Origin of the sequence: [Clostridium] celerecrescens 18A, from assembly GCF_002797975.1 — a bacterium.
In the GTDB taxonomy this organism is placed as follows: Bacteria; Bacillota; Clostridia; order Lachnospirales; family Lachnospiraceae; genus Lacrimispora; species Lacrimispora celerecrescens.
Genome location: NZ_PGET01000001.1, coordinates 612,396 through 636,862 on the forward strand (window position 1 = coordinate 612,396; position 24,467 = coordinate 636,862).

The 24,467-nt window shown below is 41.8% G+C and carries 28 protein-coding genes and 2 pseudogenes; 18 read left to right on the forward strand and 12 right to left on the reverse strand.

All coding sequences use genetic code 11. From position 1 onward, the window contains the following. Positions 1-147: 147 nt before the first annotated feature. Positions 148-1,482, forward strand: a complete 1,335-nt coding sequence (locus H171_RS02880; RefSeq protein WP_100303801.1) for an FAD-dependent oxidoreductase — start codon at positions 148-150, stop codon at positions 1,480-1,482. A gap of 326 nt (positions 1,483-1,808) precedes the next feature. Here the strand turns inward: H171_RS02880 and H171_RS24495 are convergent, their stop codons facing one another. After that, the gene (locus tag H171_RS24495) at positions 1,809-2,456 is read right to left on the reverse strand and encodes a hypothetical protein (protein WP_242976843.1); all 648 of its coding nucleotides are present in this window, start codon (positions 2,454-2,456) and stop codon (positions 1,809-1,811) included. A gap of 52 nt (positions 2,457-2,508) precedes the next feature. Here H171_RS24495 and H171_RS24500 point away from each other — a divergent pair, with 52 nt between their 5' ends. The 3 genes and pseudogenes from H171_RS24500 to H171_RS02900 all read left to right on the forward strand — a co-directional run. Further along, positions 2,509-2,625, forward strand: a complete 117-nt coding sequence (locus H171_RS24500) for a spore coat associated protein CotJA (RefSeq protein WP_242977069.1) — start codon at positions 2,509-2,511, stop codon at positions 2,623-2,625. Next, a complete protein-coding gene (locus H171_RS02895; protein WP_100303803.1) occupies positions 2,625-2,891 on the forward strand; it encodes a spore coat protein CotJB in 267 nt (88 codons plus the stop codon). The genes H171_RS24500 and H171_RS02895 overlap by 1 nt, the downstream gene beginning before the upstream one ends. Then, positions 2,891-3,085, forward strand: a pseudogene (locus tag H171_RS02900) (manganese catalase family protein); the annotation flags it as partial. The gene H171_RS02895 and the pseudogene H171_RS02900, both read left to right, overlap by 1 nt. Positions 3,086-3,115: 30 nt before the next feature. Here the strand turns inward: H171_RS02900 and H171_RS02905 are convergent. Further along, positions 3,116-4,708, reverse strand: a complete 1,593-nt coding sequence (locus H171_RS02905) for a recombinase family protein (RefSeq protein ID WP_100303804.1) — start codon at positions 4,706-4,708, stop codon at positions 3,116-3,118. 193 nt (positions 4,709-4,901) lie between these two features. Here H171_RS02905 and H171_RS24030 point away from each other — a divergent pair, with 193 nt between their 5' ends. Beyond that, the gene (locus H171_RS24030; RefSeq protein ID WP_157803102.1) at positions 4,902-5,066 is read left to right on the forward strand and encodes a hypothetical protein; all 165 of its coding nucleotides are present in this window, start codon (positions 4,902-4,904) and stop codon (positions 5,064-5,066) included. 168 nt (positions 5,067-5,234) lie between these two features. On the opposite strand, the gene H171_RS02910 is transcribed toward H171_RS24030, so the two are convergent. Beyond that, the gene (locus H171_RS02910) at positions 5,235-5,456 is read right to left on the reverse strand and encodes a heavy metal transporter (protein WP_100303805.1); all 222 of its coding nucleotides are present in this window, start codon (positions 5,454-5,456) and stop codon (positions 5,235-5,237) included. 46 nt (positions 5,457-5,502) lie between these two features. Beyond that, entirely contained in the window at positions 5,503-5,655 is a 153-nt protein-coding gene (locus tag H171_RS24265; protein ID WP_166433586.1) for a CPC_1213 family protein, read from the reverse strand. 298 nt (positions 5,656-5,953) lie between these two features. Between H171_RS24265 and H171_RS02915 the strand changes: the two genes are divergently transcribed. From H171_RS02915 to H171_RS02925, 3 genes are all read left to right on the forward strand, one after another. Further along, positions 5,954-6,436, forward strand: coding sequence for an RNA polymerase sigma factor (locus H171_RS02915; RefSeq protein WP_100303806.1), 483 nt, complete (start codon positions 5,954-5,956; stop codon positions 6,434-6,436). After that, entirely contained in the window at positions 6,427-6,864 is a 438-nt protein-coding gene (locus H171_RS02920) for a DUF3955 domain-containing protein (RefSeq protein WP_100303807.1), read from the forward strand. The genes H171_RS02915 and H171_RS02920 overlap by 10 nt, the downstream gene beginning before the upstream one ends. 128 nt (positions 6,865-6,992) lie before the next feature. Next, the gene (locus H171_RS02925) at positions 6,993-8,657 is read left to right on the forward strand and encodes a S8 family peptidase (protein WP_100303808.1); all 1,665 of its coding nucleotides are present in this window, start codon (positions 6,993-6,995) and stop codon (positions 8,655-8,657) included. A gap of 118 nt (positions 8,658-8,775) precedes the next feature. On the opposite strand, the gene H171_RS02930 is transcribed toward H171_RS02925, so the two are convergent. Continuing rightward, a complete protein-coding gene (locus H171_RS02930) occupies positions 8,776-8,958 on the reverse strand; it encodes a hypothetical protein (RefSeq protein ID WP_100303809.1) in 183 nt (60 codons plus the stop codon). 95 nt (positions 8,959-9,053) lie between these two features. Here H171_RS02930 and H171_RS02935 point away from each other — a divergent pair. The 9 genes and pseudogenes from H171_RS02935 to H171_RS02975 form a co-directional block, all read left to right on the forward strand. Beyond that, positions 9,054-9,476: pseudogene (locus H171_RS02935) on the forward strand (manganese catalase family protein); the annotation flags it as partial. A 155-nt stretch (positions 9,477-9,631) separates the two neighbouring features. Continuing rightward, entirely contained in the window at positions 9,632-11,566 is a 1,935-nt protein-coding gene (locus tag H171_RS02940; RefSeq protein ID WP_100303811.1) for a cell division protein FtsA, read from the forward strand. A 22-nt stretch (positions 11,567-11,588) separates the two neighbouring features. Further along, positions 11,589-13,661 (forward strand): ribonucleoside triphosphate reductase, encoded by a 2,073-nt coding sequence (locus tag H171_RS02945; RefSeq protein ID WP_100303812.1) that lies wholly within the window; start codon positions 11,589-11,591, stop codon positions 13,659-13,661. Positions 13,662-13,980: 319 nt separating this feature from the next. Continuing rightward, positions 13,981-14,784, forward strand: a complete 804-nt coding sequence (locus H171_RS02950; protein ID WP_100303813.1) for a gluconate 5-dehydrogenase — start codon at positions 13,981-13,983, stop codon at positions 14,782-14,784. Between the two features lie 141 nt (positions 14,785-14,925). Next, positions 14,926-15,627 (forward strand): GntR family transcriptional regulator, encoded by a 702-nt coding sequence (locus H171_RS02955; protein ID WP_100303814.1) that lies wholly within the window; start codon positions 14,926-14,928, stop codon positions 15,625-15,627. A 2-nt stretch (positions 15,628-15,629) separates the two neighbouring features. Next, on the forward strand, positions 15,630-16,424 hold the full coding sequence (locus H171_RS02960) for a carbohydrate-binding protein (RefSeq protein WP_100303815.1): 795 nt from the start codon (positions 15,630-15,632) through the stop codon (positions 16,422-16,424). A 213-nt stretch (positions 16,425-16,637) separates the two neighbouring features. Next, on the forward strand, positions 16,638-17,570 hold the full coding sequence (locus H171_RS02965; protein ID WP_100303816.1) for a type I phosphomannose isomerase catalytic subunit: 933 nt from the start codon (positions 16,638-16,640) through the stop codon (positions 17,568-17,570). Positions 17,571-17,586: 16 nt separating this feature from the next. Beyond that, entirely contained in the window at positions 17,587-18,471 is an 885-nt protein-coding gene (locus tag H171_RS02970; RefSeq protein WP_100303817.1) for an ROK family protein, read from the forward strand. Between the two features lie 99 nt (positions 18,472-18,570). Continuing rightward, a complete protein-coding gene (locus H171_RS02975; RefSeq protein WP_100303818.1) occupies positions 18,571-18,969 on the forward strand; it encodes a surface protein in 399 nt (132 codons plus the stop codon). Positions 18,970-19,102: 133 nt separating this feature from the next. On the opposite strand, the gene H171_RS24270 is transcribed toward H171_RS02975, so the two are convergent. Next, on the reverse strand, positions 19,103-19,249 hold the full coding sequence (locus tag H171_RS24270) for a hypothetical protein (RefSeq protein WP_166433587.1): 147 nt from the start codon (positions 19,247-19,249) through the stop codon (positions 19,103-19,105). Between the two features lie 111 nt (positions 19,250-19,360). Between H171_RS24270 and H171_RS24275 the strand changes: the two genes are divergently transcribed. Further along, positions 19,361-19,510 (forward strand): hypothetical protein, encoded by a 150-nt coding sequence (locus H171_RS24275; protein ID WP_166433577.1) that lies wholly within the window; start codon positions 19,361-19,363, stop codon positions 19,508-19,510. A gap of 711 nt (positions 19,511-20,221) precedes the next feature. On the opposite strand, the gene H171_RS02980 is transcribed toward H171_RS24275, so the two are convergent. The 6 genes from H171_RS02980 to H171_RS03005 form a co-directional block, all read right to left on the reverse strand. Continuing rightward, positions 20,222-20,494, reverse strand: coding sequence for a GNAT family N-acetyltransferase (locus tag H171_RS02980; RefSeq protein WP_100303819.1), 273 nt, complete (start codon positions 20,492-20,494; stop codon positions 20,222-20,224). A gap of 122 nt (positions 20,495-20,616) precedes the next feature. Next, positions 20,617-21,540: an ATP-dependent DNA ligase gene (locus H171_RS02985; protein ID WP_100303820.1), complete on the reverse strand. Its 924-nt coding sequence runs from the start codon at positions 21,538-21,540 to the stop codon at positions 20,617-20,619. Then, positions 21,540-22,316 (reverse strand): non-homologous end joining protein Ku, encoded by a 777-nt coding sequence (gene ku, locus H171_RS02990; protein WP_100303821.1) that lies wholly within the window; start codon positions 22,314-22,316, stop codon positions 21,540-21,542. Before ku ends, H171_RS02985 begins: the two co-directional genes overlap by 1 nt. A gap of 185 nt (positions 22,317-22,501) precedes the next feature. After that, positions 22,502-23,020 carry a methyltransferase family protein gene (locus tag H171_RS02995; protein WP_100303822.1) on the reverse strand — a complete coding sequence of 173 codons (519 nt, stop codon included), beginning with the start codon at positions 23,018-23,020 and terminating at the stop codon, positions 22,502-22,504. Between the two features lie 15 nt (positions 23,021-23,035). Further along, positions 23,036-23,476: a DUF3788 domain-containing protein gene (locus tag H171_RS03000; RefSeq protein WP_100303823.1), complete on the reverse strand. Its 441-nt coding sequence runs from the start codon at positions 23,474-23,476 to the stop codon at positions 23,036-23,038. A 4-nt stretch (positions 23,477-23,480) separates the two neighbouring features. Further along, positions 23,481-24,413, reverse strand: a complete 933-nt coding sequence (locus H171_RS03005) for an AraC family transcriptional regulator (protein ID WP_100303824.1) — start codon at positions 24,411-24,413, stop codon at positions 23,481-23,483. Positions 24,414-24,467 lie beyond the last annotated feature (54 nt).

Here is a 24,467-nt window from a genome sequence, read left to right on the forward strand (position 1 = left end):
TTGATTTTATTGTATTATAAAAGCATGGTGAAATCAAGAAATAATTGGAAGCGAGAAAACAGGCATTAAACTGGAAATAGAGAGAATAATAAGGATAAGAAAAACTTATTTTTAAAATGTTAGCTATAAAGGCAAGAGGTGGAAAGAATGAAATCAATCTGGACAGAATCAGCCAGAATTCCTGGCAGGAATCCATTGACAGGAAACAAACGGACAGAGGTGGTAGTAATAGGCGCAGGAATGGCAGGAATCCTTACTGCCTTTTATTTGCAAAGGCACGGGCTTCATGTGGTGGTGCTGGAGGCAGACCGCATAGGAAGCGGGCAGACGGGATTTACAACGGCGAAAATCACTTCCCAGCATAATTTAATTTACGAAAAGCTGGCAAGAACAACTGGGGAAGAAACGGCAAGGCTGTATGGAAAGGCAAATCAGCTGGCAGTGGAAGAGTACGGAAAACTCATTAGACGTTATTCCATACAGTGCCATTATGAACAAACGGATGCATATCTATATTCGGTTCAGGAGTCAGAGGTGCTATCAAGAGAAGCGGAATGGGCTGCCAGGCTTGGGCTTCCGGCTTCCTTTGTCAGGGAGACAGGACTTCCGTTTCCTGTGCACGGAGCGGTTCGTTTTACCGGACAGGCCCAGTTTCATCCTCTGGAATTTCTAAAAGATATATCTGCAGGGCTCACGATTTTTGAACGGACAAAGGTTCTGAAGGTCCAGGGGCATGAGGTCGTGACAGATAAAGGAGTGATAAAGGCAGAAAAAGTGGTATTTGCCTCTCATTATCCTTTTGTTAATATCCCTGGATTTTATTTTGCCAAAATGTACCAGGAAAAGAGCTACGTTCTGGAGCTTGAACCGGTTACATCTTTAAAAGGCATGTATATTGGAATTGACGAAAGGGCATATTCTTTTCGGAATGCCGGTGATAAGCTTTTATTAGGATACGGAAGTCACAGGACCGGAAAGGCGCCAAAGGAAAATCCATTTACCACGATGAAACGGGCAGGGGAACATCTGTTTCCGGAAGCAAAGGAAATCAGAAGATGGACGGCCCAGGATTGTATGACTTTAGACGGAATTCCCTATATTGGGCCGTTTTCTTCCCTAAGGCCGGATTGGTATGTTGCTACAGGCTTTGGAAAATGGGGCATGAGTTCCTCCATGGTGGCAGCAAAGATACTGAGCACCCAGATAACAGGAAGGAAAACACCTTATGATGAAGTATTTTCTCCCAGAAGGCATCATTTGAAGGCGGCTGCGGGTACACTGGTTTCCCACGGCATGCAGTCAGTGAAGGGGCTTTCAGCCGGAACCATGCCGGGAGCCGTAAACTGTCCCCACATGGGATGCCGTCTGGTATGGAACCGATATGACAAACGCTGGGAATGTCCATGCCATGGATCTTCTTTTGAAATTAATGGAAAAATTTCAGCAGGCCCTGCACAACAGGGTATTCCTTTCATAGATTGATATTAGAAACTTTCAATAACGAAAGGAGTCATACATCCTATGGATTTTTATACGAAGCAATGGTGTCCTGAATATATGACCGGCACCGGCTCGGCCGGCTGGGAATATGCCATGGGGCTTGACATGTCTGTAAGTCCTGGTACGGTGATTCGTCCTGACATGCCGCTTGGTTCGGGTCCGGCAAAGTCCGCAGAAAATGGGACTGATCCCATACTTATGAAACAACAGGATATGGCCTCAGGTTCCGGCCCTTGGATGCCGCCAAAAAGACCAAGATGTTCAGAAACAAGAGGTGAATCTGAGGCAGCACCTATGCCAATGAATTGTCAGCCAATGCTGTTATGCCCAATGCCGGAAAAAAGCAAGGAGATGCCAGCCAGTACGAAGCCGGAGAAATGCATGCCGGAAAAATGCAGAGTGATGCCAGCCTGCCCGATGCCGGAGAAATGCATGCCGGAAAAATGCAGAGTGATGCCAGCCTGCCCGATGCCAGAAAAATGTATGCCAGAAAAATGTATGCCGGAAAAATGCAGAGTGATGCCAGCTTGCCCAATGCCAGAGAAATGCATGCCGGAAAAATGCAGAGTGATGCCAGCTTGCCCAATGCCAGAGAAATGCATGCCAGAGAAATGCAGGGAGATGCCAGCCCGTGAGAAATGCATGCCAGAGAAATGCAGGGAGATGCCAGCCCGTGAGAAATGTATGCCAGAAAAATGCAGAGTGATGCCAGCCCGTGAGAAATGCATGCCAGAAAAATGCATGCCAGAGAAATGCAGGGAGATGCCAGCCCGTACAATGCCAGCCCGTACAATGCCAGAGAATTGTATACCAGTATGTGTTATGCCGATACAATGCCCAGAAAAAGAGAAGGAAGCTATGGCGCCTATGAAATGTCCGAATATGGCAACAAGTCCCGCATTTGTAAAGTGTCCTGAAAGGCCGACATACACTGCTCCGGCCATGCGACCCAGCATGCCCGCACCAGCTCCTTGTCCAGCCGAAAATATTGACCAGTTCCCGGTTGGAATGGCATATGTACCATGGCAGTGCTGGCAGGAATTGTATCCGTTAGATACTGCCATGAGCATGGGAACCATCTTCCCGGATCTGTTTAAACCATTTATTATGGGGGGGTGCCAGTGATGATAGGTCAAAATGTTGATTGCGATATGCTGTTAAAGCAGGTATATGAAGCCAGCTTTGCAATGGATGATGTGGTTTTGTATCTTGACACCCACCCAGATGATCAGGAAGCATTAAACTATTACTTTTATGTAGCTGATATGCGGCAGCAGGCAATGCAGGCTTATGAGGAGCAGTGCGGCCCTCTGATGGTTGATGGAGTCATGGATGAGAATTACTGGACCTGGATCAATGATCCATGGCCATGGGAAGGAGTGTGCGGCTAATGTGGAGGTATGAAAAGAGATTACAGTACCCGGTAAATATTACAACTCCCAATCCCAAGCTTGCTACCTTTATTATGAGCCAGTATGGTGGCCCAGATGGAGAAATGGCAGCTTCCATGCGCTATCTTTCCCAGCGTTATGCAATGCCTTATAAGGAATGTAAAGGACTTTTGACAGATATTGGAACAGAAGAATCGGTACTTGGTAGATATCGGTTAAAAGTCTCATAGATCCAGGTTGGGAAGTTTTAAATAAACATCCAGAGTAAATAGGTCATTTCCCTGGCCCAGGCGATTGCCCTTTTTAGTTTTCGTATAGTACACATGGTCTACCACCTGTTTGAGAAGAATGTTTTTCCTGAGAGGATCTTCTGTTTCCGTGTACGACCTTAATATTCCTTCAAAGTACGGGATAAACTCCTCCTTCTTTTCTAAACGGTTTCTGACCTCAATGATTTCACTCTGGATATTTTCTATTAGCCTATCATTTTCATCTATTTTCTTAGTAAGCTCTTTTGATCGCTTGCGGAATAAATCCAAGGAATAAACCTGTTGTTCAAAATAGTCATATACTGTCTCAAGCTGTTTATTGAGGATAGAAGCTTCATTCTGATACCCGGCTAATACTGCTATTTTCCTGTCTATTACTTCCGTCCAATCTCCGGAATCCTCATTCTGTACTTTTATTTTATAATCTTTTAAGTATCTTTCCAAGAACTGTAATAAGCGTTCTTCAACTAAATAATAAAAAGAGCCAACAGTAGGGCATTTATGAGTTTTACACAGAATGGTATCGGTAGGATTTTTGGAACCTGCTGGTCGGCGGTACATTGACATATTACATTCACTGCAATACAACAGGCCAGCCAAGGGGGATTTTATTGTAAGGAAAGCGGAGGGTCTAAAATTGGCTTCCAATCTTTTCTGGGCTGCGGAAAAAACACGATCATCTATGATTGGAGGATGAATGGCATCAAATATCTCACAATCTGTATTGATCGGCCGCGATCGCTTTACCGTACCGTTTTCTATAATTTTGATTTGCTTGCGCTTCCCGGTTTCCAGCTTCCCTATGTAGGCGTAGTTTCGCAGCATTCCTCTAATCACGCTGGTTTCCCAGTGATCTGATTTACGGGGAGGAATCTTCATATCATCAAGTAAATGGGCTATTTGTGTGGTGCCAAGTGGAAGATTATCAGATTCAGGAGTCCCGGATGTAAATAACTGAAAAACATATTGTACTATTTTGGATTCTTCCGGAAGCGGTTTTAAGGTGAATCCCTTCTCATGAGGGAGCTTCATTCTCTCGTACCCATAAGGAGCAACATTGCCGGTCCATTTCCCTTCTTTTACAGATGCACGGCGTCCATTTTGCAGACGGCGGTTGATTACCTTATATTCTCGCCGGCTCATAAAAAGGCCGAATTCAGCATATTCTTCGTCAAATTCATCATTCGGATCATAAGTCTTCATGGGGGTAATAATTTTCGTATTGCCGTATTTGAATGTTTCCATGATAAGCCCCTGATCTCTGGTATCCCCACGAGCCAGACGTTCAAGCTCTATGACAAGAACGCCGTCTGGCCGATTGTTTTCTATGTCAGAAATCAGCTGCATCATTTCTGGTCTGGCAGCAATGGTTTCGCCAGAAACGACTTCCCGGTAAACATGAGAAATGGTAATACCTAACTGCTCTGCAAGCTCGTTTAATCTGTTTTCATGCCGGGCAAGGGTTTCACCCTCCCCATGGGCTTCTGCATCCCGGTCTTCTCTTGATTTTCTTAAGTACATATAATAAGTTCCTGACAGATCTAACATTATATCATCTCCTTATACAGTTTATTGTATTTTGGGCACAAAAATACGCCCTAGTAAGGGTGTTTAGTTAAGCTGCCCGGTTTTGGCAGCATCGGGTAGTTATAGCCATGCAATGATTATGAGAGGAAGGAAAGAAGTAAGCAACAAGTACAACCAATACTGCATAGCTTTAAGCGAAGGGGAGGTGCTGTTTATGGTAATTTTTGAAATGAAAATAGGTAATACCATTGTCCGTGGCCATGATGACTGTGTTGTAAGAACAGCAGCTGAACGTCAGGAAATCCTGGATAACGTTGGTCGAATTGCTGCTGGTATTTATCATGATAAGGAAAAGAAACAAAAGGAAGGAACCGGCTGAGGCCGGAGCCATTGGACAAGCATTGCCGGAGAAGCAAGAGGGAGAAGAGAAAAAATCGGGGAGCGGAAAGAGGGCAGCTACTAGCATGTCAAGTAATGGATACAAAAGAAAGAATAGGGGTTTCCCCCTACTCTTATATAGTAAAAACTCTTTAACACAAGGTTCTTCTCAGAATTCGTTAGATTGGCCCTGTATTTTGCATCCAACATTTTCGATGCAAGATTTAATAGAAGTTTCGTCCGTTGATTCATTATAACCAACTTCAATGGAACCTCTTGTTGCATCAATATTGACCGTAGAGATTCCATCTACTTTATCTAGTGCGTTTTTAAGCTGAGTTTTTATCTCCGAATTCTGTATGCCTGATATGTCATAGTGTACTTTATTCATAAGATAACTCCTTTCTTTTACGGATTATTTCAATGATATTTGGAGTCTAAGATTCTTTATCTTTCGAATTATCTGCCTTTAATCCGAACACGGCTCGTGCGCTTTCGGCTTGTGGATTGTGGTTGATATGTTTTGAATGAAAAGTACCATCTTCTTTTTTATGATTCTTTGTACTTTTTTTTGAATGATCTTTGCTCATAGTTTACCTCCTGACTATTTTTAGTATACCATTCATTTAATAATATGATTCTATGATTGGCTTCCAATTAAAACCATAAAATTGAATGATATATGAGTAGTTCGTGAACAAAGATAAAATAATAAGTTATGTAATAAATTAATCATTTTTCATGAGATTTAGTATTTTGCGGATTATTGTATGTTATATGGATATAAATGATCTTTAAATAGCATATGTCAAAGAGGCATGCTAAAATTTAAAAAATTGTAACGAACTCGATTCTCCGTAGTCTTATATATGAAAGCGAGGTGAAAAAGTGACGGACTTCAATGAAATATATCATCTTTACTTTAAGGATGTTTATAAGTATGTTTTGTCAATAAGTAGGGATGAAATGATTGCGGAAGAAATAACACAAGAGACATTTTTTAAGGCTTTAAAAAATATCGATAAATTTGATGGGAAGTGCAAGATCTATGTGTGGTTATGTCAGATAGCAAAAAATACATTCTTCACTTACAGAAAGAAAGAAAAGTATCATGAGGACTTGACTGAGGCGGAAGATATTCATGTTGATTCAACGATTGAGCAGAGCCTTTTATCGAAAGAATCTGTATTTAACATTCACAAAGAACTTCATAGCCTAGGCGAACCCTATAAGGAAGTTTTTATGCTGCGAGTATTTGGAGATTTATCCTTTTCACAGATAGGCAGCTTATTTGAAAGAACAGAAAGCTGGGCTAGGGTCACTTACCATCGAGCTAAAATGAAATTAAAGGAGAAAATAGAATGCGAATAACCTGCGAAGTAATAAAGGACCTGCTCCCATTATATCACGATAATGTATGTAGTAAGGATAGCTGCAAATTAGTTGAAGAGCACTTATCAACCTGTGAAAAGTGCCGTGACGAATTGAAGAAGATCAACATAGAGATAAAAACGGTTAATAATATGGAGGATGTAAAAGTTATGAATAATATTGCAAAGAAATGGAAACAGGATAGATTTTCCTCCTTTATCGCTGGCATATTCCTTTTTTCTATTATTGCCAGTGTGGGGTGCGTGGTGGCATATAATTTAATCGGCTGTTATGTGACTGCAGAAGGATTTCTGGTAGAACCGTTTGCTTTGATTCCGCTATCCTACTTATTTGGACTGTCTGCATTGTCGTCAGGTGTTATTCTGGGGATTACGGCTATAAAAAGGCGCATGGTAAATGCTAAATAATTGATGTGAGATCATGCATATTACCGACAGAGCGGCAGTTAATCATAAATCCTAAGCATCTCACATAACTATATTATTTTTTGCATAAAATTTATAAATATCTTTTGTTATAAGGAAATTATTAATGTATGAAAAAAATTCTGGATGAAAATTATTACGACTTGATTGTTGAAAATACAATGAGTCCGATGAACAATGAAGATGTAACCCCATTGAATGAGACGCATCATATACTACATGTTAGTACATCTAAAATAAATATCTGTGGCCAAAACCAGATTCCTTATTATTATTTACCTGATCTATATACCCCGATATCGATAATTGACAGAAATAAAGTAAATAAAGAAAGCTTTCGGTTTAGTTCTGAACCTGCTTTGCATGGGAAAGATATTATTATTGGTGTTATAGGCACAGGGATTGATTATCAGCATCCAGCGTTTCTTAATAATAAGAAGAAGACACGTATCATTTCTATATGGGATCAGTCAGAACAAAGTGGCACGATTCCTGCGGGTTTTACATTTGGAAGTGAATATACTGGAGAAACGATTAATCAGGCATTGACATTAAATGATCCATTGTCCATAGTTCCCTCCACAGACACAAACGGGCATGGAACAGCGATTGCCAGCATTATCGCTGGCAGTCCCGATTCCAATCAGTCTTTTAGTGGTATTGTACCGGAATCTGAATTTTTGATTGTGAAGCTAAAGGAAGCAAAAGAAAATCTTAAACAGTTATTTTTGGTTCCAGATGATTCTTTGTGCTTTCAAGAGACAGATTTAATACTTGGAATAAGGTATTTAATTACTGTATCTCAGAACTTAAATCGTCCTTTAGTTATATGCATTGCATTAGGGAGTAATCAAGGCGGCCATGATGGAATTAGCCCTATCAGTACTTTTTTAAACGGCATTGCAAAATTGCCAAATATTGGAGTTGCTATAGCGACAGGAGATGAAGCAAACAAGGAAAGGCATTATTTTGGCTATGCTTTTTCTGAGCCTTATTATCATGATATTCAATTGAATGTAGGGAGCAGTGACAAATTATTTTCTATGGAAATTTGGCCATATGCGCCAAGCAGCTTATCTATTGAGATCATATCGCCTTTGGGGGAATCTACATCAACTATTTATCCTTCGTTTGCCTGTAATGAGTTTGCTTTTGAGCAAAGCCGGAGTATTCTTTTTGTAAACAATTTTGTTTTTCAGAGTGGCAGAAGAAATCCATTAATTTTAATACGTTTTAAAAATCCTTATCCAGGAACTTGGTATTTACGTATTTTAGGTGTAGAAACTACACCGTTTTCTTTTCATGCGTGGTTACCTTCTGGAACTTTGATATCTGACGGGACCTATTTCATGAATGCAGATCCGGATACTACGATAACTGCACCAGGAAATACGACGGATCCCTTAACCGTTGCAGCCTATAATCAAATCAATAATAGCATATTAACTGATTCAGGAAGAGGTTATACCAGGTTACGTGTCATTAAGCCCGATATAGCGGCTCCTGGTTACCAGATACCGTGTGCTGTTCCAGAGAATCAGTATGGAATGATCAGCGGAACCGGAGCAGCTGTTGGATATGCAGCGGGTGCCATTGCGGTAGCCTTGGAGTGGGCAAGTATAGAAATAAATTATATCAATTTAAATGGGAATCAAATTAGAGGGCTGTTAACGTTTAATGCTCTGCGTGATCCGGGAGTAACTTACCCAAATAATATATGGGGATATGGAAGATTAGATATTCAAAATTTATTAAATATGCTTTTAAGTACTTAATCATAATGGAAAGCATTTTCGAACCAAACTGGTAATATCATTAGCTTATCAAGATAGGGATACCGCAAACTAAATAATATTTGTCACTTTGCGAAAAAGAGGTAGGGTGTCTATTTCCCTACCTCCTATAATACTGTTCATACCATCTTGCTTTTCTTTTGTATTCTGATTTTTCTTCTTTTTTCTCACCTGATATCCTATAAAATCCACATGCTTTGTTATTTGCTGCACAAATTACCGTATCTGCATTGTAGTTGGGACATTTATTGATATCTGGCGCAAGTCCGCACATTCCTGCCATAATTACCATCACCTCCGTATATAAGTATAAGAACAAGTGTTCGATAAGTCAAAAGGAATAATCTGGAATAATTATATTACTGATATCTGTCAAGTACCAACGAGCTAGCTCACCTTGAGATTGTAGCAACCATTGTCCACCAGCTGACCAGAAACTTAACACCAGAGCAGGTGGTGGAATCAGGATTTGGTCCTTACTATATTGATCATACGACAGGCATTTGGCCACAGGCAGCAGGAGGAGTCCCGTTTAATGCCAACCAATTCCAGTCAAAGGGAGATCCGATCACTGATCTGGTGGAGGATATGGCGGCAGAGCAGAAGGCGAGGAGTACTTACGATAACATTCTCCGTGTAGTATCCGATCCTGAGATTTGTGATCCGATTCGTTTTTTAAGAGAACGTGAAGTTGTTCATTTCCAGAGGTTCGGAGAGGCCTTGAGGGTCGTCCAGGATAATCTGGACAGCAGGAATTTCTATGCATTCAATCCAAGCTTTGATATAAGAAATCAGTGCTGATAAAAACAGGCCGCAGCGTAAGTCCTTAAGCTGCGGTCTGTTTTATTGTACCAATTTACACGCTTTTACTCCAAAATTTTCCTTTATTCGATTGACGGAGGCTGTTTATACTAGTAGAATAAAAGACAAATATACAAGAGAATGGGGCATTATTTATGGATAACAGACATAGTATTTTGACAGACACACTTCCGGATCAGGCTGTTTTCGCTCTGGATATAGGAACCCGGAGCATCATCGGTATGGTGGGCATGCCTGACGGGGACAGAATTCATATCGTTGCCATAGAGAGAGCCGAGCACACAAAACGGGCGATGATTGACGGCCAGATCGAGGATATTGAACAAGTGGCAAAGATTGCAGGCCAGGTCAAGGACAGGCTGGAGAAAAAGCTTGGGTGCAGGCTTGATAAGGTCTCTGTAGCTGCCGCCGGAAGAGCGCTGAGGACTGAAAGCGTGACTTATGAGATGGAACTCTCCAGACCTCAGAAGATCGATATAGAATCCGTCAGCCGCCTGGAGGCAGGTGCAATCAGCGAAGCAGAAAAATTATTTATGAATAGAGAAGACAAGGATTCGGACCGGCAGTTTTACCTGGTTGGATATACGGTAAGCCGCTATTATCTGGATAACTACATGATATCCAATCTGATCGATCATCATGGACGGGTATTAAAAGCCGATATTATAGCAACCTTTCTTCCCACAGAGGTGGTGGAAAGCCTTTATGCGGCCATGAATAAAATTGGTCTGGAGGTAGCGAGCCTTACTTTGGAGCCCATTGCCGCCATCAATGCTGCAATCCCTCAGAATATCCGCCTTTTGAACCTGGCAATGGTGGATATAGGGGCAGGGACCTCAGATATTGCTGTCTGCAGGGACGGCTGCGTGACCGGCTATACCATGGCCATACTTGCAGGAGACGAGATTACCGAGACCATTATGAAGGAGTATCTGGTTGATTTTGATACTGCAGAAAAGATCAAGTCAGAGATCGACGAAGGCGCAGAGATTCATTTTACAGATATCCTGGGATTTGAACAAATTATCACGCGGGAATCCATCTTCGAGTGCATCAAAGAAGCGTCCTCCAGGCTTTGCGAGGAGATATCAGCAAAAATTCTGGAGGTAAACGGCGGGATGCCGTCGGCAGTATTTCTGGCAGGGGGAGGAAGCAGGCTCTCCGGTCTAAAAGAGGGGATTGTAGAGCATTTAAAGATTGACCCCAAACGGGTTGCCATTGCCGGCAACAATTTTAAAATCAATGCGTATTCGGATGAGTATGATCTTGAGAATCCTGAATTTGCAACTCCTCTCGGAATCGTTATATCCGCAGGCTTCAGCATTGTCAATGACAGCTTCCGCGTTATTTTAAATGACAGGCCGGCCAAGCTCTTTCGAAACGGCAGCTTTACTGTTATGGATGTGCTGATGATGAACGGCTACAATTATCAGGATATGATCGGGCGTTCCGGTCAGAATCTTGTGGTGAGCGTCAATGGAAAACGAACAGTCTTTTATGGAGAGAAAGCAGAGCCGTCTGTCTTAACGCTCAATGGAGAAAAGACCCAGCTTTCTGATCCCGTAAATACGGAGGACTGGATCGTATTCATCCCAGCCACCCGCGGAAAAAATGCTTCGGCAATGCTCTCTGATGTGGCGGAGCTTGGGAAAGGGAACAAAGTGCTGGTAAACGGTGAGGAGGCGAAGGGAGATGTGCCCTTGGAACCCGGTGACAGCATTGTAATAGAAACAACAGCGGCTGAAATAAAAGAAGAGCAGGAGGAAGCCGATTCCAGCGTTCATAAGTCAGCCACCGGCACAGATCCAGACCGTGAGGCAGATAACAAGCAGGGAGAAAAGAGCCGTGAGAGCAAAGGGAAAATCACGTTCTTTCTGAATAACAACCCTCTGACTCTTCCCTTAAAGCCAGACCATCGTCCTTATTATCTGATGGACATGCTGGAATATTCAGGACTGGATTTTAAAAACGTAACCGGACAGGTGATATTAGAAGTAAATGGGGAAAGCGGATATTTTCAGCAGGAATTACATAGCAGGGACAACATCATGATCTATCAGGTCAAATAGGATTTAAAGGAGAAGGACTAACATGTTAAAGGTTATGAAAAGGGATGGCGCGGAAGCGGACTTTGATTTATCAAAGGTCAAGGAAGCCATGAAAAAGGCATTTACTGCAACCGAAAAGTATTATACGGATAGCATTGTGGAATTGCTGGCTTTAAGGGTTTCCTCTGATTTTAAGGATAAGATGAAAGAAGGGCTGATTGCTGTAGAGGATATCCAGGACAGCGTGGAAAAGGTGCTGGAAGAGACTGGATATACGGATGTGGCTAAGGCCTATATCCTGTACCGGAAACAGAGAGAAAAGATCAGGAGCCTGGGAGCAACGACGCTTGATTATAAGGATGTGGTGGATAACTACGTAAAGGTAGAGGACTGGCATGTAAAGGAGAATTCTACGGTGACCTATTCCGTGGGAGGTCTGATCCTTAACAATTCCGGAGCGGTGACGGCAAATTACTGGCTTTCTGAAATTTACGATAAAGAGATCGCAGATGCTTATCACAGAGGCGATATCCATATCCATGACCTTTCCATGTTAACAGGATACAGCTGCGGCTGGTCTTTAAAAAAGCTTCTGCTGGACGGGCTTGGAGGGATAACCGGAAAGATTACGGCCTCTCCTGCAAAGCATCTGGCAACTCTTTGCAATCAGATGGTCAATTTTCTCGGAATCATGCAGAATGAATGGGCTGCTTCCCAGTCCTTCTCATCCTTTGATACATACCTTGCACCTTTTGTCAGGGCAGATGGACTTACCTATGACAAGGTTAAAAAATGCATGGAGGCTTTTGTGTTTGGTGTAAATACGCCAAGCCGCTGGGGAACCCAGGCACCGTTTTCCCATATTTCCCTGGATTTAACGGTTCCTGAGGATATGAGAGAGGAAAAGGCCATTGTCGGGGGGCGGCGAATGGACTATACCTACGGGGACTGCCAGACTGAGATGGATATGATAAACCGGGCGTTTTTAGAAACCATGCTGGCCGGAGATGCAGGCGGTATGGGATTTCAGTATCCGATACCGGTTTATGGGCTGTCTGAGGATTTTGACTGGTCGGACACAGAGAATAACCGCCTATTATTTACTCTGGCATCTCATTATGGAACACCTTACTTTTCCAACTATATCAGGGGCGGTCAGGTACCGGGGGATGTGAGAATCTCCTATCATGGCGTTACCCCGGATCTTACAAAGCTTCGCAATAAGTCAGGAGGATTTTTCGGATATGGAGAGAATACCGGGTCCATTGGTGTTGTCACCATAAATCTTTCACGGATCGGATTTTTATCCGCAGATGAATCAGACTTTTATAGACGTCTGGATCAGGTGGCGGATATAGCGGCCAGATCCTTAAAGATTAAACGGGATGTTATCGGCAGACTTTTAAAGAATGGGCTTTATCCTTACACGGCCTGTTATCTGGAAAACCTGGAAAACCACTTTTCTTCCATAGGCGTGATTGGAATGAATGAGGCAGGGCTTAACGCTTCCTGGCTAAAATCTGGAATGGAATCTCAAAGGACAAGAGATTTTGCAGCGGATGTGCTGATGCATTTAAAAAAGAAGCTGATCGGTTATCAATTGGAGTATGGAGATTTGTACTGCCTGGAAGCGACTCCGGCGGAATCGGCAGCCTACCGTCTGGCAATGATTGATAAGAAGGAATTTCCGGAGATTAAGACAGGCGGAATGGCAGGAGATGTCCCTTATTATACCAACAGCACCAAGCTCCCCTCTGATTTTGGAGGAACACTTAAAGAAGTTCTTGAAAACCAGAATACGGTCCAGCCTCTTTATACGGCCGGCAACGTATTTTCCGTCTATATGGAACAGGAAGCAGAAGACTGGAAAAGGATCCGGGACTCTTTGAGGAAGATGGCAGAGAATTACGATATTCCATATATGACCTTTACACCGGTATATTCCATCTGCCAGACCTGCGGGTATCTTTCCGGAAGAGAGGAGACCTGTCCGAAATGCGGGAAACAGACAGACGTATACAGCCGGATCGCCGGATATTACCGTCCCGTACATGACTGGAATGAAGGAAAACTCCAGGAATTTAAAAATCGGAAAATGATGATGTTGGAAGACTGAAATCAGAAGCCGAACCTACATATTGAACAGGATTTCATGATCAAAATCCCGGTTTTCTCTAGGAAAGCCGGGATTTTCTTCGTTGTCAGAAGGGGAAGACATGCTGGTGCCTGGACAGGAAAGCGGTGCTTGAAAAATTATAGATAATTAAAAGTGTCATTGTTTGTTAAATATGTATATTGAAAAAAGAGATGGGATATGCTAGCATATATACAAGGTGCTAGGTTTGTATACAAATTTTATAGTTTGGATACATTCCGAAACACAAATAAGATGAAATAACTGACCCCCAAAAAATAAGTAAAGGAGAGATTGAATCATGAATTTAGCAAACCAGTTTTCCCTTGATGGAAAAGTTGCATTAGTCACAGGCGCTTCCTATGGCATTGGATTTGCCATTGCAAAAGGTCTTGCAGCAGCAGGCGCAACCATTGTTTTTAATGATATCAAACAGGAATTAGTTGATAAGGGAATTGCAGCATATAAGGAAGAGGGAATTAAGGCTCATGGTTATGTATGTGACGTTACCGATGAAAATGGCGTAAATGCTATGGTAGCTCAGATCGAGAAGGAGGTCGGCGTGATCGACATCCTGGTAAACAATGCAGGTATAATCAAGCGTATCCCTATGTGCGATATGACCGCCGAACAGTTCAGACAGGTAATTGACGTTGATTTGAACGCTCCATTTATCGTTGCCAAGGCAGTTATTCCGTCTATGATTAAAAAAGGCCACGGAAAGATCATTAACATCTGCTCCATGATGTCCGAGCTTGGCCGTGAGACCGTATCCGCATATGCAGCTGCAAAGGGCGGACTTAAGATGCTGACTAAGAACATAGCATCTGAGTACGGTGAATTCAACATTCAGTGTAACGGCATTGGACCTGGTTACATCGCAACTCCTCAGACAGCACCGCTGCGCGAGACTCAGGCTGATGGTTCCAGACATCCATTTGACCAGTTCATTATTGCCAAGACTCCGGCAGGACGCTGGGGAGAAGCAGAGGATCTTTCAGGTCCAGCAGTATTCCTTTCCTCTGACGCTTCCAACTTTGTTAACGGACATATCCTGTACGTGGATGGCGGTATCTTAGCTTACATTGGCAAACAGCCACAGTAACAGTCAGATTTCAGTAATCAGGTCCGGCCCTTTTTTCCCGGCCGGCTCTGGTGTTAAAAATATGACCATGATGTCTGCTTTCAGGGCGGAGGTCATGGCATATTTTTTAACAGGCCTAATATAGAGGACGGAGAGGGTTCAATGGAAGGAAAGACCAAAACCTATAAAAACCGCGGTGAGTTGGTGTTTGAAACATTAAAGCAGGAGATTCTGGATCTGGAATTAAAGCCTGGACAGATCATCGGCGAAAATGAAATTTGTGAACGGTTTGGCGTATCCCGGACGCCTGTCAGGGAAGCAGTGAGAAGGCTTCAGGAACAGGGTTTTGTCAATTCGGTGCCATATTCCGGCACACAGGTAACGCTTTTGAATCTGGATACGATTAAGCAGATGATATACATGCGTGTTGCGGTGGAAACCATGGTCATGCGGGATTTTGTGAATATGGCGACGCCTCTCTGGATGGAAGAAGTCCGGTATCTGATCCGCAAGCAGCAGGCTCTGATTCAGGAAAAGGGATTTGAACCGGAGCAGTTTTACCGTATGGATGCACAGATGCATGCCATTTGGTATCAGGCTACCGGCAAACAAAAACTTTGGGATATGATACAGGCCCAACAGTTACATTACACAAGGTTCCGTATGCTCGATTTTGTAACTGAAACGGATTTTACCAGAATCATCAGGGAGCACACAGAGCTTTTTGAACTGCTGGAGAAAAAGGACATCAATGGCCTGGAGCGGTCCCTCAGAGAACATCTGTATTACAGTATGAAGAGAATGAAGTATCAGATAGAAGTAGAATATAAAGACTATTTTGAGCAGGAAGAGCAGGAGGACTGATCATGGCGAATGTATCAATAGCGATAAGAAACCAGGATGGTAAAGTAAAAGCATCCGTATTGGGAGAGGATCAGGCAATCCTCGTGTTTGAAGGAGAATACAAAGAAGGAGATGCCATCGTATTCACAACTGATAAAACAGGCACTCATTATGTGGTACGCATTGATGACTGCATGGATGAGTCCTTTGTTTATCTGACAAAGGAGGAAGTGGTTTATACCATACCCTTTGGTGAGAAAAAGATTTCCTATAACCCGGAAGCCTTTACTGGGGAGCGTCATTATCTGACCATTCGGGAAGCCTTTGACTATGAGGCAGACATTTACAGGAACCTGGCAAAGAATGTCATGGACCAGCACGGAGATACAGGCTGTTTCCCTCATGCCTTTGCCAATGTGGAAACCAGAGGAGAAGCGGTGTTTGCGGCGCGCAATGCCATTGACGGCGTTCTCGCCAACGAATCCCATGGTGCATGGCCATATGAATCCTGGGGAATCAATCGTCAGGATGATGCAGAAATGACCCTGGACTTTGGCCGGCCTGTAGATTTAGATAAGATTGCTTTGTATACACGCGCAGATTTCCCACATGATAACTGGTGGGTGAAAGCCAAGTTTACGTTTTCCGACGGAACGGAAGAGGTAGTGGAAATGGAAAAGAGCGTGAAACCTCATCTGTTTTCTTTGGAGAGAAAGAATATCACATGGCTGAAATTAAGCGACTTAATAAAAGCAGATGATCCTTCCCCATTTCCGGCCCTCACTCAGATTGAGGTATACGGAAAAGATTCTAAATAAGAATGTAAGAATGGAAAGAAAAGTGTCAGGATGAATCCGCATAACGGTCATTCCGGCACTTTTTTCATTAATCGAACATTCCTTATTGCTTTGTGGAACTTGTTACTGATTCTGGCATTTTTGAGAAAAAGTAGAAATACCTCTTTTCCTTTTATGTTTATTCAGGTAAAATATAGGCAGTGTTCATAAATCACTGCATAAGGAGGAAAACAGATGGAACTTTTGTTTCTGGAGCCTGTGTTTATAGAGGCAATCTGGGGAGGCACCAGACTTCGTGATGTATTTGGCTATGAGATACCAAGCGAAACAACCGGGGAATGCTGGGCGATCAGTGCTCATGAGAATGGGGAATGTAAAATTGCGGGAGGTATCTATGACGGCAGGCGGCTTAGCGACCTGTGGAAGGAGAAACCGGAGATATTCGGGAATTATCCCGGAGACAAGTTCCCCCTTTTGGTTAAGATTATTGATGCAAAAAAGGATTTGAGTATCCAGGTTCATCCCGATGATTTATATGCAAAAACCCATGAAAACGGCTCCCTTGGAAAAACAGAGTGCTGGTATATTCTGGACTGTGAGCCGGGAACTGAGATTGCGATCGGCCATCATGCCAGGGATCGGGAAGAGATGGAAACCATGATACGGGATCACCGGTGGAAGGAGTTTATCCGAACTGTTCCAATCAAAAAAGGAGACTTTTTCCAGATCGAGCCTGGCTGTCTGCATGCCATCAAGGGTGGGACCCTTGTATTTGAGACCCAGCAGAGCAGCGATATCACGTACCGTGTATATGACTATGACCGTTTATCCAATGGAAAACCAAGGCAGCTTCATGTGGAGCAGAGCATTGACAATATAAGGGCGCCTTTTAAGGAAGAACAGGCTGATCCGATAACAGAGAAAGTACCAGGCGCGGTGCACACTCATTTAGTGACCTGTAAGTTTTACTCCGTAGATAAATATGATATTGACGGTGTCTTTACAAAAGAATTCGGAAATTATTTTACCAATGTAAGTGTAATAAGCGGTAAAGGATCGGTAAACGGGATTCCTTTGGAGGCAGGACAGCATTTCATCGTACCGGCAAAAAGCGGAGAGTGCAGATTTGAGGGAAAGATGTCTATCATCTGTTCCAATCCAGAGTAAAGGGAGGCAAATGAATATGAGACTTGGAGCATTAGAGGCAGGCGGAACAAAGATGGTTTGTGCCATTGGTAATGAAAACGGTGACATTTTTGAACGTATTTCCATACCTACTGAGACACCGGAGATCACCATGCCGAAGCTTATCGAGTATTTTAAAGATAAAGAAATAGAAGCCCTGGGGATCGGCTGCTTCGGCCCTATTGACTTAAACAGGAATTCGGAGACCTATGGCTACATCACCACTACACCAAAGCTTGCCTGGGCTAACTATAACATTGTAGGAGTCTTAAAAAAAGCCCTTAAGGTCCCGGTCGGGTTTGACACAGATGTGAATGGATCTGCTTTGGGGGAAGCTACCTGGGGTATTACAAAGGGTCTGGAAAACAGTATGTATATCACCATTGGAACCGGTATCGGGGCTGGAATCATCACCAATGGAATACTGCTTCATGGCATGCTGCATCCGGAAGGAGGCCACTTGCTGCTGGCAAAGCATCCGGATGATGACTATGAGGGAAAATGTCCTTATCACAAGACATGTATGGAAGGCCTGGCCTCAGGACCTGCCATAGAAGCCCGGTGGGGGAAGAAAGGTGCAGAGCTGGCTGACCGGAAAGAAGTGTGGGAATTAGAAGCATATTACATCGCTCAGGCTCTGGTAGATTATATTATGATTCTTTCTCCTCAGCGCATTATTCTGGGCGGAGGAGTCATGCATCAGGAACATATAATGCCTTTGGTAAGAGAAGAAGTGAAGCGCCAGTTGGCCGGATATATCAAGACAAAGGAACTTGAAGACATTGAGCATTACATCGTTCTTCCCAGCTTAAATGATAACCAGGGAATCATGGGAGCATTGAAGCTGGCTATCAATGAATATGAGCTGGAAAATAGAGGGTAATTGCCAATTTTCTCCTAGTGAAATTCCATTTCCTGTATGTTAAGATACATTTTGTAACAGAAATGTAATAATTACGTAACAAATAAGGAGGATATTACCATGAGAAAATTACCAGTATTCGTTTTAGCAGCAGCAACCGCACTTACTGTAGCAGGTGTTCCTATGACCGCTCAGGCAGCAACCTGCTCAGTGTCAACAAGTAATTGCATTAACCTTTCAAACTGTTTTGGACAGTCTGGGGATCTTAACAGCATCTTAAGTAAGCTTGGCTGCAACAGCGGCAACGGTAATAGCTGCAGCAACGGTACGGACTGTACTACTGGTTCCAACTGCGCCAATGGATCCAACTGCTCCAACGGTTCCTCTTGCACAAAGGGAGCTACCTGCTCTGGCGGTAACTGTTCCAACAGCAAGAACAGCAGCTCTTGTTCTAAGACTAAGGGTGCAACCACAAACAATGGCCGTCAGTGCAAGTCATCTTACGGATATTGGAGATAATTATTTTTACGTTTTTTAATGGGTCGGATCCTATGTGTCCGGCCCCTTTTCTATTAGTAAAATCATTGGTTTTTGCATTAAAAAACAGCCATAAGGCCAATCCCGGCTTGTGACTGTTTTTCTTGGAAAATAATCAACTTCCTTCGTTTACAATCTCCTCCAAAACACGGATTAAATCGTAAATGGTGTTAATTTGTACGTTTCGCTCCAGGATTTCATTTTTTAAGTCGATGGAAAGAGACTCGAATTTGGCCTGGACTGCAGGAGCTATATATGACATGTTCATCACCTCATTTTTATGATGCACAGCAGTGGATTGTATTATGCGTGAGAACGCTGTTTTTACATAAATCTTATATCGTCAGACCATACTATTGCTGAGGTGATGGAAATGAAGAATAACCAGGAAAAGCTTTCCCAGAAAAATAAAAGTGAAATGAATCACGGTATGTCAGAAAAGGGCAAACCGGAAAATCAGAATCAGACACATAATTCCCGCCGGGAAGGCATGGGACCAAATACAAAAAGAAGGTCGGATTAATCTTTAAAGGGGCGGAAACCAGATGCCATGGTTTCCTCCCCTTTGAGGTTTCATATTTATGATCGGGCAGTTTTACAGGACCACCTATCAGAAGCATTAGAAAAGAAGACATAACCAAAATGAGTTATCTGTCATTGGTAGGGCGGCGGCTGAGAGTTGTTATTGCTTCTTTCTGCTGCTGCTTTGATAAGTCGTTCTGTAATATTAATATATGTACTTATACCAATTATGTGAACAAGCTGAAAGTACGCGTAAAAAGGGAAGGGCGGAAGCAGAGCAAAGGAGAACTTCCGCCCCATGATGTTACATATATACTAACGGAAACAAATTGGTTTTGTGACGCAAATTAAAGAACTTTTATAAATCACCTTTAAATAGTGAGCAGGCTGGAGCCGGATTTTGGAGCCGTACCACAGTACAAGCCATCAAACATTACAACGGAAAAAATCATTGAATTATGGTGTATGTAATTTAATGTCTTTGAAAATAGCCCTTGCTTAACAATAAGCTTAAAGATATTCCCATTATAAACCCTATTCCCAAATTGTTTATAACAGCCCCGAATATAAGACTCAGACTGAATCCCAGAGCCAGACAGTCTTGAAAGGAACTGCCCTTATTATTTGAATTTAACATTGAATGTACCTCTTTGGCATTTTTAAATATCTTACATCAGTAATGGGTTGAAGTACACTGGTATTTTCTGAGAATCTATTTCACCAAATCATTATATTCAGGGTGCTTTTCGAACCACTTAATGGCATAGGAGCATGTCAGTATGGCTTTTTTATTTTCAGAACGCAATTGTTTTGCTACAGCTTCCATAAGCTGTCCTGCCACACCCTGACCTCTAAGAGAATCATCTACATAGGTATGATCGATATTTACGGTATTCTGGTCAACTGCTGGAAAAGTAACCTCGGCGAGTAAATTGTTATCGGAATGGTAGAGAGCGATTTGATTTGAATCGTAAGTAAATTCCATATGCGTTACCTCCTGTTTTTGTGATAAAGCCATTATATCATTTACAATATGTGACATCAAGGATAACAAAGTGTCATGAAATTCGAATGCATAGGTGGGCTACGGATTTCCGGGCCCACCTTTTATACCTTACATTCTAAGGCTAGTTTGTCATCTCGTATACCTTTAAATACAGGCTGCCTAAAGCCTTCTTTTTCAGTAGGCATTGATTCCACGATACAAACCAGCTCCGGGGCCAGCCAAACACAATCCTCGTTTCCTGGCGGTACATAACCGAAAGGGGAGTAATCGATCACTTTATAATTATGCTCTTTTAATACTCTTAAGCTTACGCCGAGTGTGACATGCCCCTTATATACAAGTACATCATCATCGTATTGTCCAAGAACCAGGCTGGTCATATTATTTTCTTTCGGAATGTATCCACAGACCACACAATCGTCTGTGGACATTATTTTGCATTTTACCCAGTCTTTGGTACGTTTACCTGGCCAGTACAGACTGTCTTTTCTTTTTGCAACGGTTCCTTCCAGACCTTTTTCTTTAACAAGTTCAAATAATTTTGTTCCATCATTTTCTATAAATCTTGAAACGGAAATTAAATGATTCTCAATTACAACATCAGTTAGATATTTTTTTCTCTCGATTAAGGGGAGCATCGTAATATCCTTATCTTTATAGTATAAGATGTCATAAGCGATGACACTAGCCGGATATTTATCGGCGGATAATTTTATTTTAAATGCATTGCTCATCAACGCTCGTTTTTGCACTTCATAGAAATCAGGGATGCCATTTTTGAGTACAAGCAACTCGTGGTCAATGATACATTTCGTTTTAACCTGTTTATAAAGACTTTCCAACTCTGGAAATATTGGAATCATGAGCTTGTTTCTTTTGTTTCTCATATCTGTTTTTGAGTCCAAAAAAGACAGAGTCCTGATCCCGTCCCATTTTATCTCGTAGATAAAATTTGGAGAATCAAATGGTTCTACCATTTCCGAAATCAGCATCGGGCTTACATTCCTGCTTTCAAAAATATCCATTATGCTAACCCTTTGTTACCCTTTGTCATTTCAACGGTCTTCTTCATCGCTTCCATCAAGTCGATGATATTGTTTGGACTCTCTTTGTCAACATTTACTATCTCTTTTCCGGCAATTTTAGATTCAATTGCCTGCCGGAGTTTTTCCTGATATTCATCATGATATAAACCGGGGTCAAAAGTAGATGTCATAGAGTCAATCATTGTTTTTGCCATTTCTATTTCTGGATTACTGACCTCTACTTTGGCGGATGCTACGGGCACCGCTTGTATTTCTGCCTGATAAAAAAGAGTTTTTGCAATGATTCCTTCATTTGTTGGATATAATACGATAAGACTTTCTGTTGTACCAAGGACAGTTTTTGCAATTCCAACTTTTGCCTGGGCTAACATTGCCTGTCTTAATAGTTCGTATGCTTTTTCTGCTCCCGGTTCTGGGACAACATAATAATTTTTTTCATAAAAAATTTGATCTACATCAGACAACATTGCAAAATGTTCAATGTGTATTGTCTTATCTTTCTTTGTTTTTATTTTTTCCAATTCATCTTCCGTGAAAGTTACATACTTACCCTTTTCGTATTCATAACCCTTTATAATTTCATCGCTTGTTACCTCTTTATTGCATGAAGGACATATTTTCTTTTGCCTTACCCGTTCGTGGGTATCCTTACAGAGTTGATTGAAACTTACTGATATATCTTTTGTTGTTTTGTATAATCCCACCGGTATATAAAGTAAACCTACGCTTATTGCACTTTTATGAGCTATGGCCATGATATCGCCTCCTTTTTGCTATTGTTTGAAAAAACGAGGATATTATGCAATGGTTATTTAAAATTAACCATAGTGCTATTGATAGCATGGCGGCAGGTACCGTATCCTTGGGAGTAAGGTTGTTTTAATTTAATTCGCAATGCTTATTAAACTGTTAATATTTATCTCTTTATGGATAAGGAATATTAAAAGTACCGTTTAACCTTATTCATGTAGTTTATATACTCTGTCCCAAATTTATTGACGCACCATCTTTCTTCGGAAAGAATTATCCAGTGTGCAGCTAATTGAAAAACAAGCAGAGATATAAACAAAAAGATAGAACGTGTTAACAACACACAGCCTGAGAAATATATGAAATATCCTATATACATAGGGTTACGGGAGATCTTATATATTCCGTTAGTATTTATCCCGCTTTGTTCAGGTTTTGCAAAGTCAACAGTGGCAATTATCAGAACACTGATACCTAAGATGTAGATAAATAAAGCGATAAAAAACAATGGTGGTTTGGTCTGAATTTTCAAAAAAGGTGGATATAAGATAATCAAAGCGTTTGAAAGCTGGTAAAACAGGTAGGCAGCCTTTTCTCTGCCCTCTAATGGGGCAAAGAAAGCGGCACGGTTTAATGCATCTTTATTTATCATTTTTAACAAGCCAAAACGAATGAGAAAGATAGGTATTATTAATAGAAATGCATTCATTTTAAGCGCCTCCCTCTACCTGACACGGCCAGCCCGCAGCGCAATCAATTCCTTTACATCGCGCAATATGCTTTCGCTTGTTACGTTTATCGCCAATGATTTACCGCTTGTACCAGATTTAGTCTGTGTATATAAATCTTGTGTGTACTCATCGCAAAGGGGAATTAGCAGTTCAGCTTCCAGGGATTCTTTTGCTCCCACATTAACGAGGGCTATGAAATACCCTTGCTTTGGGTAAAGTGTACACAATGCTTTTCCGCTTTTTTTGTATTTTACATTCCAGCCTTTCCAAAAATCTTGATCCATGGAACAACGGCTATAAAACAAGTTCGATTTTGCATTGTATGTCTGCTGTAAATAATTAGTCAGATTATCCCATAAAGGAGTTTGGACAAATTCCCTTATTTCATTATCTAATGGTTCATGAACGCTATTGAACAATTCGCTCCACAACATATAATCACCTGCTTTCTTGATCTGTAACTGATACGGGTATCACCCATAATTCCATCTTGCACATTTTGGGGTTTATGCTTATATATTTTTCTGCTGAAAATGGTTGCGTTGATAAATTGTGTTTTGGAAGCCAGATGCTAAACAAATAATTCATGCATTTACCTAATGCCGAAGTTATCAATTCTTCAGAACTCTCTGCTTCAAAAGAACACACAATATATTCCGCGGCAGGAAGTTCCCAAGTCACTAAATCATGATATGCAGTTGTGCCAGAAATTGCAGAAGCACCCACAAAATAGGTAAAAGTACCATCTTCATTATCGCTGAATGAAGAAGCAGCAAACTCTATGCCGTTTGGCACAAGCCCCTTTATTTTCCCTTTTTGTCCATGAAATTTATCCCACAACAGGCCGGGCACATCAATGCCGGTTGTATCTCCGAGCGGGGTTTGTTGAGAGATCAAAACCTGAGCGGAAAAACCAATGTATCGTTCTGGAACATCTATTGTTCTGCGCGATATTTCCAAAACGATACTGTCAGTAATTAGCGGTACATTTTCGTCAATCATTGTATAGCCAAGCAATAAATCAGGCTTCATGATCTGATTCAACCGTACAGGATTATTGCGGTATCCCTCTGGAGTTATTCCAAATGCACTTTTGAATGTTTTTGTAAAATATTCATGGCTATGAAAGCCATATTCGAGGGCAATATCCAGTATGCGCCTGCCCTTATCATCGAGCATTTCGCATGCTCTTGCAAGCCTGCGCATTTTAACGTACTCATTTACAGGTCGCTTCACAAGGCGGGTAAACAAGCGTTGAAAATAAAACGGCGAAAGAGCGGCAACCTTTGAAAGTTCTTCAGGCGAACAGTTTTGTGCTAAATTGTCCTCAATGTAATCAAGTACCTTTTGGATTGATTCCCATGCGTGCATAATAAAACCTCCGTTATATATATTATTTACTATGCTTTAATTCTATATAATAAA